The sequence below is a fragment of the Methylophilus sp. TWE2 genome, from assembly GCF_001183865.1.
Lineage (GTDB): Bacteria > Pseudomonadota > Gammaproteobacteria > Burkholderiales > Methylophilaceae > Methylophilus.
In genome coordinates this window covers 1910868-1925854 of sequence record NZ_CP012020.1, presented here as the reverse complement: position 1 = coordinate 1925854, position 14987 = coordinate 1910868, and the positions used below count along the sequence as shown (strand labels likewise).

General features: G+C 46.5%; 4 protein-coding genes. All 4 read left to right on the top strand.

Going from position 1 to position 14987, the window contains the following annotated elements; genetic code table 11:
• The 4 genes from ACJ67_RS09190 to ACJ67_RS09175 all read left to right on the top strand — a co-directional run bounded on the left by ACJ67_RS09190 (nucleotide 1) and on the right by ACJ67_RS09175 (nucleotide 14904).
• Entirely contained in the window at nucleotides 1-1413 is a 1413-nt protein-coding gene (locus tag ACJ67_RS09190; protein WP_018986643.1) for an HlyD family type I secretion periplasmic adaptor subunit, read from the top strand.
• A gap of 4 nt (nucleotides 1414-1417) precedes the next feature.
• Nucleotides 1418-2095 (top strand): response regulator transcription factor, encoded by a 678-nt coding sequence (locus ACJ67_RS09185; protein ID WP_049638810.1) that lies wholly within the window; start codon nucleotides 1418-1420, stop codon nucleotides 2093-2095.
• A 217-nt stretch (nucleotides 2096-2312) separates the two neighbouring features.
• The gene (locus ACJ67_RS09180) at nucleotides 2313-4115 is read left to right on the top strand and encodes a TolC family outer membrane protein (protein WP_049638809.1); all 1803 of its coding nucleotides are present in this window, start codon (nucleotides 2313-2315) and stop codon (nucleotides 4113-4115) included.
• A 214-nt stretch (nucleotides 4116-4329) separates the two neighbouring features.
• Entirely contained in the window at nucleotides 4330-14904 is a 10575-nt protein-coding gene (locus ACJ67_RS09175; protein ID WP_082163991.1) for a retention module-containing protein, read from the top strand.
• The last annotated feature ends 83 nt before the right edge of the window (nucleotides 14905-14987 follow it).

Here is a 14987-nt window from a genome sequence, read left to right as displayed (position 1 = left end):
ATGGCAAAAAAAATATACGATCAGATCGGACAGATCACCAAGCCAGACAGTATTTGGGTGCGACTTGGTAAACCCGTGCATGCGCTTGTCGATAAAATAGTCAAAACCGATACGGCAGAATCGCGCACGTGGAGCGAGCAAGCGCATGATGTCATGGTGGAAGACACTATGCTGCACGCCAAGCTTATCATGTATGGTATTTTTGCCATTTTGCTGGTGTTGCTGGTTTGGGCAAGCCTGGCGCAAGTCGATGAAGTGACGCGTGGGGAAGGACGTGTGATTCCGTCGCGTCAAGTGCAAGTCGTGCAGTCACTGGATGGTGGTATCGTTGTCGATATTCTGGTGCAATTGGGTGCTACTGTTAAACGGGGGCAACCGCTCATTAAGATCGACGAAACCCGGGCCATTTCTTCCTTAAAAGAAAACGAAAGTCAGTATTTATCACTGAGGGCTAAAGAAGCACGATTGAAAGCACTGGCTAATGGTGGTAGCTTTAATCCGCCGACTGAGGTGCAAGAGAAAGCCCCGGATACTTATTTACAGGAGCTGCAGCTGTTTAATGCCGCACGTGATGAATTGAATTCCCAAATCAATATTGCCAGGGATCAGCTGTCGCAGCGCGAACGCGAGCTGTCAGAAGTACAATTCAAAAAAGAAGTGGCGATCAAAACTTATGACTCCACTAATAAAGAGCTTGCTGCTAATCGACCTTTGTTAAGCAGTGGGGCTGTTTCCGAGATCGAAATTCTCAGGCTGGAGCGTGATGCCAACCGCGCCAAAGGGGATATCGACCAGGCTTCAGCACAAATGGCTAGATTGACTGCTGCCATTTCCGAAGCACGTCGCAAGGTGTCAGAGGCGCAACAATCATTTTTAAGTAAGGTTCGGACAGATTTGAATGAAACGACAGCTAAGATTAATAGCCTGACACAGTCAAGCCTGGCGCTTTCTGATAAGGTCAAGCAATCAACGTTGACATCTCCCGTCAATGGCAAAGTCAGTAAACTTTATTACAACACTGTAGGGGGCGTCATTCAACCAGGCAAAGAGGTCATGGAAGTGGTGCCTTCGGATGATGCGCTGGTGATTGAAGCAAAAATTCAAACCAAGGACATTGCATTTATCCGTCCGCAACAACCTGCAGTGGTGAAGTTGACGGCGTATGATTACACTATTTATGGCAGTTTAGATGGATATGTGCAAGATATTGCAGCAGATTCCACCATAGACGATAAAGGAAACGCATATTATGTCGTTAAGGTAAGGACAAACAAGAATAATCTGGGCGATCATTTGCCCATTATTCCTGGCATGGTGGCACAGGTTGACATTTTGACAGGGAAGAAAACAGTGCTGTCATACTTATTGAAACCAGTGTTAAAAGCTAAATCTTACGCATTAACTGAGCGCTAATACTATGAAGCATATATTTATAACAACATTAAAAGAGTCAATAGAGTCATGGCTTAAAGCTTTTCCTCAGTCAACGACAATCTCAGAGGTAGTCTCCGCAGATATTGCCGGGGCCTCTGTGATTTGGGTACATGCCCAAATTGAACATGGCGCCCAGTGGCGGCAGCATGTGCAGCAGGTACTGAATTTTCTACCCTCTGCCAAAGTGATTGTTTTATCAAATAACCCTGATCAAGCAGAAGCGATGCAAGCACTCGAAGTGGGGGCTGTAGGCTATTTGCATGCCTATGCACATCATCATGTCCTTAAAGAAGTATACAGCGTCGTGTCACAAGGTGGCGTCTGGCTGGGAAGAGATCTGCTAAAGCATTTGATTACATTGACTACACGAGTTAATCGTCAGGCAAATGCTGCGGAAGAGGTCCTTGAGGGCTTGACTAAGCGTGAACGTGAAGTTGCTCTGGAAGCGGCCAAAGGCAATAGTAACAAAGAGATTGCCAGGGCGCTCTCAATCTCTGAGCGAACTGTCAAAGCGCATCTTACTTCAGTATTTGATACCTTGAAGGTACGTGATCGTTTGCATTTGGCCTTAGTATTACAAGGCCAGGCAAACCAAGGGCATTTTTCGCATGAAAATGATATGAAAGAAAATTTCTTAAATAAAGTACCGCTTAACTCTTAATTGATAATTTTTTTTATTTTATGTTTTTATTAGAAAATTAACGTTTATTTGGGGACTTTTTACTGTTTTGTGGTTTCTTACAACCGAAATTTGTGACTTTTTTCACTAAAACTTTCTTTAGCCTATCGCTTCGATAGGCTATCAATGCTTGTGCCGACATAATTCCGTGGTTATACTGATTGAGGATGAATCTTTATAACTTGTTAAGAGTCTGCACATGAAACTAAAAAAAATTACCTTTGCGCTCATGTTGGGCGTGTTCTCATATTCATCAGTGACTTGGGCAGCAAGCCCCGAAAGCCTTGAAAAAATCATTGAGAAAGCGGTAGCAGAAAACCCGGAGGTACAAGCCAGCTTTCATGCTTTTAAAGCGGCAGAGCTGGATGAGGCAGCGGCCAAAGGTCGATATTTGCCAAACCTGACGGTTGATCAAACATTTAGGAATCAGGAAAGGCTGGTACCTAATGTCAACAATACCAATACACCCAACCAGCAGTCTACGCTCACCTTACGTCAAATGCTTTTTGACGGTTTAGCGACGCCTTCAGAGGTTGGCCGTTTAGATCATGTGGCCAAGTCACGCTTTTACGAATTACAAGGGCAGATGCAAGGGATTGCACTAGACACTGCAGCTGCATACTATGATTTGATTCGATTCCGTCGTTTAGTCTCTTATGCGCAAGACAATTTTGTTGTGCATAAGCAGGTTTTTGACAAAATCAAATCGCGAGTGGATGCTGGTGTAGGCAAAAAGGTGGATCTTGAACAAGCGACTGGTCGTCTGGCCCTCGCTGAGGCAAATCTGGTGACAGAAACGAATAACCTCTATGATGTTTCAGCACGTTTTCAACGCCTTGTTGGTGAGTTACCCCCTGAAAATCTCAATGAGGTGATGATGACCGGTGATGGTCTACAGCAGAGTGCCGATCAGGTACTGGAAACAGCCTACAAGCAGAACCCTAATATTCTGGCGGCCATCGAAAATATTATTGCAGTTGAAAAATCTGTGACAGGTCGTAAAGCGCCTTTCATGCCAAGATTGGATTTGCAAGGGCGTAAGATACTTGATGTCAACGATAAAAGCAGAAACAGTACTCTAGCTGCAGATACACTTGAGGTGACCGCAAGCTGGAACATCTTTAATGGTTTTACCGATAAGTCTAATCTGGACTCCGCTGTTGAAACCTTGAATCGCTCTCATGATTTGCGCGATAAAGCATGTATTGATACGCGTCAACTGGTAGCCATTGCGTACAACAATATCAAGCAGTTAAGTGAGCAAGTAGCTTACCGCAAGCAACATCAGGATTCGATTGAAAATGCCCGTCTGGCTTATCGTAAACAATATGATATCGGTCAGCGTACCTTGCTTGACTTGTTGGATACTGAAAACGAATATTTCCAGGCCCGTCGTAATTTCACTAATGCTGAAATGGATTTGAATACGGCTTATGCCAGGACTTATGCTGGACAAGGTCTTTTGCTAAGCAAGCTTGGAGTCACACGTACTGATGTTGGTGAGTATCCGCGTGAAGAGTACATGGACCGTGAAAACGTCTGTAAGGCGGTAGTACCAGCACAAGTCGTGCCAGACAAGGCCGCATTGTTAGCAAACGCTAAGCCTTGGGAAGGTGAGGCATTTAAGCCCAAGACAGAAAAAGCGACAATGAAGTTTACACCTCGTATCTTGTTCCAGGCAAACAGCGCAATCATCTTGCCAGAGTCTTATGCCGATCTGGATATTGTTTATGATGTCATTAAAGAATGGGGTAATGACAAGGTTGAGATTGCAGGCCATACTGATAAACGTAACACTTCAAAAGAGAAGTACAATTTGCTGCTTTCAGAGAAGCGTGCCAAAGCTGTTGCTGATTATCTGGTGAAAAAAGGCATGGATGCACAGCGCCTTGTTGTCAAAGGATACGGGTTCTCGCAGCCAATTGCTGAGAACGACCCTGTGAATGGTAATGACGCTAACCGTCGTGTAGAAATCATACGCTTCCAGTCTGTTGCACAGTAATCGGTAAGTGTAATTATTAAAGACTTTGGTTAATCCAAAGTAAAAAAGCGGTGCCAATAGGCGCCGCTTTTTTTATGTCTCTCTTTTATTGATCTAAGAGAAATGGCGTGCGTGCTTCGATCAAATATTGTACTTCAGTACAATAGATTTCCGTTTTGTATTCAAGTTTAATACGACACTATCAGAATTGTCTCAACCATAAGTGAGGATAAAAATGGCTACAGTAATTGGAACTGTTACAAATATTCAGGGTATGGCTATCGTAGTAGATACCAACGGCAATCGTCATATGCTGAAAATAGGTGAAGCGCTACATGCAGGGGATAAAGTTATCACTGCTTCTGGTGCTATCGTCTCTGTGAAATTGGCAAATGGCGAGGTTGTCAATATTGCGGAAGCGCAAACAGTTAAGATTACTGACAATCTAGCGCAAGTGGATGTCTCAGATGTTACCGAAAACGCAGTAAATCAAGCGGTATTTGATGCAGTATTGACTGCATTAAATGAAGGCCGTGATATTACTGAAGTACTTGAAGATCCTGCCGCTGGTGCTGCTGGTAGTGATGGTAATGCCAGTTTTGTTAATTTGGATCGCATTCAAACTCAAGGGCCCGGTGCAGCAAATTATGACGGCGGTAATGGCTTTGTTGGCGGCCCAACTCAGGGTGGTATTCCGCCAAACTTTGTTTTTTTAACGCCTGCTAGCGGAGCACCTGGTGTTTCTCTTGAGGGCGATGTCAACAACGACGGATATCTGAATAAAAATGAGCTGGCACTGTCGGGTAATCCAGGGTTCACTAATGCTCGTGTGACCTTGCCAGTTGGAATGGAGCCTGGCGATGTGGTGAATTTAACGCACAACACCGGGACGATTACTCGCCCGTTAACTGGTACAGACATTGCAAATGGCTTCGTAACAATTTCTGTCCCTGTCCCTGCTGATGGAGACACTCTTGTTGTCACAGCAACCATTACCAATCAATCCGGCCAGACATCGCCTCCAAATTCCGACTCGGCGATTATTGATGGGACCCCACCAAATGCTAATGACATTAAAGGCGAGTTGCCTGAGACTGTAAAAGATGACACTGGCATCAGCCAAACCGACAATATTACTAGCAATCGTCAACCTACCCTGATTGGGACGACTGAGAAAGTAACAGATACTGTTACAGTTAACCTTGATGGTAAAGACTATACCGCTACCGTTTCGGCCGGACCTAACGGGACAGCTGTTTGGACGGTGGACCTAACTGGTGCAAATCTCAAAGACGCTGTTTATACTCCAACGATTACAGTGAAAGATTTGGCAGGTAATGAGACGACTAAGCCAAGTGAAACCTTTACTGTTGATGGTACTGCACCGGATCTGAGCAAGATCAATGGCGAGTTACCAGAAACCGTTAAAGATGACACTGGATTTAGTCAGACTGATAACTATACAAATAACCGTGCGCCAACGTTGATTGGTACAACTGAAAAAGCCACTGATCGAGTTGTTATCACCGTTGATGGCAAAGATTATGTCGCTACTGTCAGTGCTGGTCCTAACGGCACTGGTATCTGGAATGTAAATCTCACAGGTGCCCAACTAGCTGATGGCACCTATACCCCAACAATCAAGGTCACTGATCTTGCTGGTAACTCCTCTACAAAAAATAGCGAGACTTTTATTGTAGACGGCACCCCTCCAGATGCCTCTAAAATCAGCGGTCAATTGCCAGAAACCGTAAAAGATGACACTGGTGCAAGCCAGACGGATAACTACACCAACAATCGTGCGCCAACCTTGACTGGTACCACAGAAAAAGTATCTGATCGTGTAGTCATTACAATTGATGGTAAAGATTATGTTGCGACAGTGACTGCTGGTCCAAACAGCACCGCTGTGTGGACTGTCGATCTTACAGGCGCCGCTCTGCCAAGTGGGACTTATACCCCAGTGATTACTGTGACAGATCAAGCAGGTAACTCAACAGTAAAAAATAGTGAGACGTTTACCGTCGATATTGACGCGCCTGCACTCACAATTATTCTGGACCAGAACATTGCTGGTGACGGTATTATCAATATTGCAGAGTCCAATGCTGCTGCAATTCCGGTGACTGGTAAGGTTACCGGCGATTACAAAGCAGGTGATATTGTTACGTTAACAGTGAATGGTAAAGAATTTACGGGCGCGGTTGCTGCAAATGGATCGTTCTCGATTAATGTGCCCGGTGCAGATTTGGCTGCTGATGCTGACCGTACTGTCGAGGCAAAAATTACTGTTGTAGACAATGCTGGCAACAGTACCACAGCATCTGATACACAAGCCTATGCTGTAGCATTGACACCTCCTGCACTCGCAATCAGTTTGGATGCAAATGTGGCTGGTGACGGTATTGTCAATATCACTGAGTCTACAGCTGCTGCGATTCCAGTCACTGGTACTGTCAGTGGGCAATTTAAAGTAGGTGATGTAGTCACTGTGACCGTCAATGGCAAAGATTTCACGGGTACTGTTCAGGCTGGTGGTAAGTTCTCCATCAACGTGCCTGGTGCTGATCTGGCGGCTGATTCTGATAAAACAATTGATGCCAAAGTTTCAACTACTGATATTGCAGGTAATACATCTACCGCAACCGATACCCAAGACTACACAGTGAACCTGTTGCCACCTGCGTTGGCAATCAGCCTGGATGCAAACGTGGCTGGTGATGGCATTGTGAACGCTGCGGAATCTACAGCTGCTTCTATTCCTGTGACTGGTACTGTGAGTGGCCAGTTCAAGGTGGGTGACACAGTGACCCTGACCATCAATAACAAGACCTTTACGGGTAGTGTGCTTGACGGTGGCAAATTCTCGATTGGCGTGCCTGGTGCTGATCTTGCAGCTGATGCTGACAGTACAGTATTTGCGAGCGTGACGACAACGAACGCTGCGGGTAATAGTGCAACAGCAACTGATACACAGACATACACTGTGAACACCGCGCCACCAGCAGTAGCGATCAGCCTAGATGCGAACGTAGCTGGTGATGGTATTGTGAACGTGGCTGAATCTACAGCCGCTGCAATTCCTGTCACTGGTACCGTGAGTGGTCAGTTTAAAGCTGGCGACATTGTGACGGTCACAATTAATGGTAAAGACTTTAAAGGCGCAGTTGCGACCGATGGCACATTCTCGATCAATGTTCCAGGTGCAGACTTGGCGAAGGATCCTGATGCAACAGTATTTGCAAGCGTAACGACAACGAACGCCGCTGGTAACAGTGCAACAGCAACCGACACACAAACTTACACAGTGAACTTGTTGCCACCTGCGTTGGCAATCAGCCTGGATGCAAACGTGGCTGGTGATGGTATCGTGAACGTTGCTGAGTCAACCGCGGCATCAATTGCTGTGACGGGTACAGTCAGTGGACAGTTCAAGGTTGGTGATATCGTTACTTTGACGATTAACAACAAGCCATTTACTGGCACCGTGCTGGATGGCGGCAAGTTCTCAATCAATGTTCCAGGTGCTGATTTGGCAGCAGATGCTGACAGCACAATATTTGCGAGCGTGACGACAACGAACGCTGCGGGTAATAGTGCAACAGCAACTGATACACAGACATACACTGTGAACACCGCGCCACCAGCAGTAGCGATCAGCCTAGATGCGAACGTAGCTGGTGATGGTATTGTGAACGTGGCTGAATCTACAGCCGCTGCAATTCCTGTCACTGGTACCGTGAGTGGTCAGTTTAAAGCTGGCGACATTGTGACGGTCACAATTAATGGTAAAGACTTTAAAGGCGCAGTTGCGACCGATGGCACATTCTCGATCAATGTTCCAGGTGCAGACTTGGCGAAGGATCCTGATGCAACAGTATTTGCAAGCGTAACGACAACGAACGCCGCTGGTAACAGTGCARCAGCAACCGACACACAAACTTACACAGTGAACTTGTTGCCACCTGCGTTGGCAATCAGCCTGGATGCAAACGTGGCTGGTGATGGTATCGTGAACGTTGCTGAGTCAACCGCGGCATCAATTGCTGTGACGGGTACAGTCAGTGGACAGTTCAAGGTTGGTGATATCGTTACTTTGACGATTAACAACAAGCCATTTACTGGCACCGTGCTGGATGGCGGCAAGTTCTCAATCAATGTTCCAGGTGCTGATTTGGCAGCAGATGCTGACAGCACAATATTTGCGAGCGTGACGACAACGAACGCTGCGGGTAATAGTGCAACAGCAACTGATACACAGACATACACTGTGAACACCGCGCCACCAGCAGTAGCGATCAGCCTAGATGCGAACGTAGCTGGTGATGGTATTGTGAACGTGGCTGAATCTACAGCCGCTGCAATTCCTGTCACTGGTACCGTGAGTGGTCAGTTTAAAGCTGGCGACATTGTGACGGTCACAATTAATGGTAAAGACTTTAAAGGCGCAGTTGCGACCGATGGCACATTCTCGATCAATGTTCCAGGTGCAGACTTGGCGAAGGATCCTGATGCAACAGTATTTGCAAGCGTAACGACAACGAACGCCGCTGGTAACAGTGCAACAGCAACCGACACACAAACTTACACAGTGAACTTGTTGCCACCTGCGTTGGCAATCAGCCTGGATGCAAACGTGGCTGGTGATGGTATCGTGAACGTTGCTGAGTCAACCGCGGCATCAATTGCTGTGACGGGTACAGTCAGTGGACAGTTCAAGGTTGGTGATATCGTTACTTTGACGATTAACAACAAGCCATTTACTGGCACCGTGCTGGATGGCGGCAAGTTCTCAATCAATGTTCCAGGTGCTGATTTGGCAGCAGATGCTGACAGCACAATATTTGCGAGCGTGACGACAACGAACGCTGCGGGTAATAGTGCAACAGCAACTGATACACAGACATACACTGTGAACACCGCGCCACCAGCAGTAGCGATCAGCCTAGATGCGAACGTAGCTGGTGATGGTATTGTGAACGTGGCTGAATCTACAGCCGCTGCAATTCCTGTCACTGGTACCGTGAGTGGTCAGTTTAAAGCTGGCGACATTGTGACGGTCACAATTAATGGTAAAGACTTTAAAGGCGCAGTTGCGACCGATGGCACATTCTCGATCAATGTTCCAGGTGCAGACTTGGCGAAGGATCCTGATGCAACAGTATTTGCAAGCGTAACGACAACGAACGCCGCTGGTAACAGTGCAACAGCAACCGACACACAAACTTACACAGTGAACTTGTTGCCACCTGCGTTGGCAATCAGCCTGGATGCAAACGTGGCTGGTGATGGTATCGTGAACGTTGCTGAGTCAACCGCGGCATCAATTGCTGTGACGGGTACAGTCAGTGGACAGTTCAAGGTTGGTGATATCGTTACTTTGACGATTAACAACAAGCCATTTACTGGCACCGTGCTGGATGGCGGCAAGTTCTCAATCAATGTTCCAGGTGCTGATTTGGCAGCAGATGCTGACAGCACAATATTTGCGAGCGTGACGACAACGAACGCTGCGGGTAATAGTGCAACAGCAACTGATACACAGACATACACTGTGAACACCGCGCCACCAGCAGTAGCGATCAGCCTAGATGCGAACGTAGCTGGTGATGGTATTGTGAACGTGGCTGAATCTACAGCCGCTGCAATTCCTGTCACTGGTACCGTGAGTGGTCAGTTTAAAGCTGGCGACATTGTGACGGTCACAATTAATGGTAAAGACTTTAAAGGCGCAGTTGCGACCGATGGCACATTCTCGATCAATGTTCCAGGTGCAGACTTGGCGAAGGATCCTGATGCAACAGTATTTGCAAGCGTAACGACAACGAACGCCGCTGGTAACAGTGCAACAGCAACCGACACACAAACTTACACAGTGAACTTGTTGCCACCTGCGTTGGCAATCAGCCTGGATGCAAACGTGGCTGGTGATGGTATCGTGAACGTTGCTGAGTCAACCGCGGCATCAATTGCTGTGACGGGTACAGTCAGTGGACAGTTCAAGGTTGGTGATATCGTTACTTTGACGATTAACAACAAGCCATTTACTGGCACCGTGCTGGATGGCGGCAAGTTCTCAATCAATGTTCCAGGTGCTGATTTGGCAGCAGATGCTGACAGCACAATATTTGCGAGCGTGACGACAACGAACGCTGCGGGTAATAGTGCAACAGCAACTGATACGCAAGATTACAAACTGGCGATCAACCCTAACCTGTTTGCAACGATTGCATTGGATGCGAACTTTGCAGGCGACGGTATTATCAATATTGAAGAAGCAAAAGCAACAACAACCATTGCCGTAACAGGTACTGTTGGCGGTGATGCTGAACTGGGCGATCCTGTTGTTGTAACGATCAACAACAAAGAGTACGCGACGACGGTGATTACACGTCCTGACGGCAAGCTGGGTTTCAGTGTGAACGTTGCAGGTAATGAATTGGCTGCTGATGCTGACAAGACGATTGATGCCAAAGTGACTGTAAGTGATAACGCTGGCAACTCTCGCACTCAATCGACACAATTGACATACACAGTAGACCTGACCCCGCCGAAAGCGGAGATTGCACTGGATGCTAACTTTGGTGGTGATGGCATCATCAACATTGAAGAAGCGAAAGCGACTTCCATCACCCCAGTGACTGGTACTGTGGGTGGTGACGCGAAACTGGGTGATCCAGTGGTTGTGACCATCAACAACAAAGAGTACGCAACGACAGTGATTACGCGCCCAGACGGCAAGTTGGGTTTCAGTGTCAACGTTGCAGGTAACGAACTGGTTGCCGATGCAGACAAGACGATAGATGCGCGTGTGACGGTGACAGACAATGCTGGTAACACAGCAAGCCAGTCTACCCAGCTGACTTACAGCCTGGACCTGACCCCGCCGAAAGCGGAGATTGCACTGGATGCTAACTTTGGTGGTGATGGCATCATCAACATCGCTGAGTCTCAGCCAGGCGTAAATCAGCCTGTGACAGGCACTGTGGGTGGAGATGCAAAACTGGGTGACCCAGTGGTGGTGACCATCAATGGTAAAGACTACAACACAGTGGTTATTACCCGTACGGATGGCAAATTAGGCTTCAGCGTCAGCGTGCCAGGTTCTGAGTTAGTTGCCGATGCAGACAAGACGATAGATGCGCGTGTGACGGTGACAGACAATGCTGGTAACACTGCAAGCCAGTCCACTCAACTCACTTACACAACAGATTTAACTCCGCCAGCAGCAACCATTGCGCTCGATGCTAACTTTGGTGGTGATGGCATCATTAACATCGCTGAGTCTCAGCCAGGCGTAAATCAGCCTGTGACTGGTACTGTTGGTGGCGAAGCCAAACTGGGTGATCCAGTGGTGGTGACCATCAATGGTAAAGACTACAACACCGTGGTCATTACCCGTCCAGATGGCAAACTAGGTTTCACTGTCAGTGTTCCAGGCTCAGAGTTGGTTGCAGATGCTGATAAAACAATCGATGCAAAAGTGTCTACAACTGACATTGCAGGTAACGTTGGTATAGCTACAACTCAATTAACTTACACGGTTGACGTGGTTGCGCCTAACAAACCAACAATTGACAATATTTTTGATGATTTTGGTCCAGTTAAAGATAATGTACCAAGTGGTGGTGTAGCTGATGATCCTACACCAACGTTAAGTGGTAAAGCCGAAGCAGGTAGCACGGTGACAATTTTTGATGGTAGTACGATTGTTGGAACAACCACTGCCGATAAAGATGGTAAATGGGTATTCACTCCGGCATCTAACATCGATAAAGGACTGCATAATTACACCGTTACAGCTACTGATAATGCTGGCAACCCGAGCGTGCCAAGTAACAACTATGCATATACATTGAATCAGTCACCTGTGTTTGTGACCTTAGACGCAACAGCTAGTGTTTCTGAAGATGGCTTACCAAATGGACTGATTGACTCTGGTGATCAGAATGTGATTGCTTCAGGTAGTATGGGTATCTCCGATCCTAATGGTGATCTACAAAGCGTAACCCTGACCGCGCCAACTACAAATTACACTTCTGGCGGCGTGGCCATTACTTGGTCTGGTAACAATACAGGCACATTGATTGGTTCAGCCAATGGCCAAGAAGTGATTCGTGTCACCATTGATAACAAAGGTGACTATGCAGTGCGCTTGTCAGGTCCGATTGATCATCCAGCACAAGGCGAGGACTCTCTGGCTCTGAAGTTTGGGGTTAACGCAAAAGATACTGACACTACAACCACTGGCTCTATAACGGTGAATGTATCTGATGATGCACCGACGGCAACGAATCAGACCGTCACTGCTAATGGTGCAGCAGGCACCAATATCATGTTGACCCTTGACGTGTCTGGCAGTATGGCGATCAGAGACGGTGTCAATGGCACATCCCGTCTGGATAGTGTGGTAGCTTCTATCAACACCTTGCTTAATCAGTATGCCAATTTAGGCGGTGATGTACGTGTCATGATTGTGACCTTCGCTGATGGATCTTCTCAGAAAACATCTACATGGGTAACGATTGATGAAGCTAAACAGGTGCTTGCAAACTTGTCAGCGGTAGGGGGGACAAATTATGACTCAGCATTAGATGGATCAAAATCAGCATTTAATTCCAGCGGTAAAGTTGCTGGTGGACAAAATGTGGGTTATTTCTTCTCTGATGGTGAGCCCAATGCCGGGCGTGAAACAGGTGATGCTGATAGACAGGCTTGGGAGGCATTCCTGAAAGCTAATGATATTAATGAATACGCACTTGGTATTGGAAGTGGCGTTTCAGATACTCAAGTTTCTAACAGTATGAACCAGATTGCATACAACGGCATCACGGAAGTTGATACTAATGCAATTCGTGTGGCTAACTTTGCGCAACTTGATGCAGTTTTGAGTCAGACTGTGGCTACCCCAGTTTCAGGTTCACTGACTGATGGCGGCGGTTTCGGTGCTGATGGAGGTTACGTGAAATCGCTTGTTATTGAAGGTACGACTTATACCTTTGATGCTAAAACAGGTGCGGTTACAGTGGCTGGTACAAATAACAGTACCTACAACACAAGCACACATGAGCTGACTGTGAAAACTGCTTCAGGCAACTTTGTGGTTGACATGGACAACGGTAAGTACACATTTACGCCTGGTCAGACCAAGATCACTTTGGTAGATACAACCTTTAATGCAAGTGGTAATGGTCAATATACTGATCTGCCTGCAGGATGGTTTACGAATAACCCAAGCGGCAAGATTGAAGTTAACCCAAGTACTACTTATGGCTTGTCAAGCAGCTACGGCAACGTGCTTGAGCTTGAGAACTTCAGGGGCGATAGCAATATCTATACGCTGATCAACCCTGGTAAAAATGAAACTGTTGTCTTGAGTTTTGATTACGCAGCACGCTCAGGTTACACTTCAGGTACTGACTCAGCGATCCAGGTGCTTGTAGACGGTAAAGTGATTGACACAGTCAACACTAAAAACCTGACAATGAGTAATTTCTCATATACCTTCACAGGTACAGGTAACCAGATGCGTATTGAGTTCAAGTCTGTAGATACAAACAGTACTGGTGGGTTGCTAGATAACATCAAGATTACAACTTCTAGTACCTCACAGCCTGTTGACAGCACCAAAGTGACTTACACTTTGAGTGATAATGATGGTGATACTAGCACCGCTGATTTGACATTGAATGTTGCTAAAAATAACACTTATGTGCCAACTCCAGCTGTCGCGCCTGAGGTGGGTAATGCCTTGGGAGCATCTGGTTTGTTGACACTGCCTGGCTTGTTGAATGTTGATTTGCTTAACTTCTCTAGCCGTCAAGCATTCACCGCAAGTGACGTGAATAACAACATTACAAATGTGACCATTGCGTATAGCACATTGCTTGGGGTAACTCTGGGTTCTTCCTATATGTCTTTCTCACAAGCGGTAGCTAATGAGTTGGGCTTGTCAGTGAATTACACACAAAATAACGGGTTCCTTGGTTTACTTGGCGCAAGCGGAAAAATGGTCATTACAGCTGCTGATGGCGGAACTGTTGACAATCTGGCATTAAACGAGTTCTTGTCGACTGTGAGGGTTAATGAGCAACTGGTAGATCTAAGCTTGCTGCAAAGCTTTACAATTACTGCAACCGACAGTACAAACCTGCAGGATTCTGCAACATCAGCCAATTTGATCAATATTGATTTGTTGAGTAGTGCAAGCAACAGTAATGTGATCACTGGAGGAGATGCTGGCAACAACGTTCTGACCGGTACATCTGGTAATGACATTATCTATGGCTTCAACGGTAATGACACTCTCAACGGTGGTGCTGGTAACGACATTCTACGTGGTGGTGCTGGTAACGATACCCTGAATGGTAATGAGGGGAATGACATCCTGATTGGTGGTAAAGGTAACGATACGCTGACAGGGGGTGCTGGTGTAGATGTCTTCAAATGGGATAGCGGTGATGAAGGTGTTGCTGGTAATCCTGCACGTGACACGATTACCGACTTTAACAAGGCGACAGTGGCACAGGGTGGTGATGTACTGGATATTCGTGATTTGCTACAAGGCGAAAATCCAAACAATCTGCAAAACTACATGCACTTTGAGAAATCTGGTAGCGATACTATCATTCATATTAGTTCAAATGGTGGCTTTGCGAATGATGCCCACAATGTGTCTGGTAGCTTTAGCAGTGGAAACACAACCCAGCAGATTGTGTTGAGCGGTGTGGATCTGACCTCTGGTCAAAGCACTGATGCGGCAATTATCAATAATCTGTTGTCACAACAAAAACTGATTGTTGATCAATAATCAATAGTTTGATTTGAAAAAAGCGACCTTCGGGTCGCTTTTTTTTATGATCAAAAATGGCTTGATCAAGATTCAACCCAATC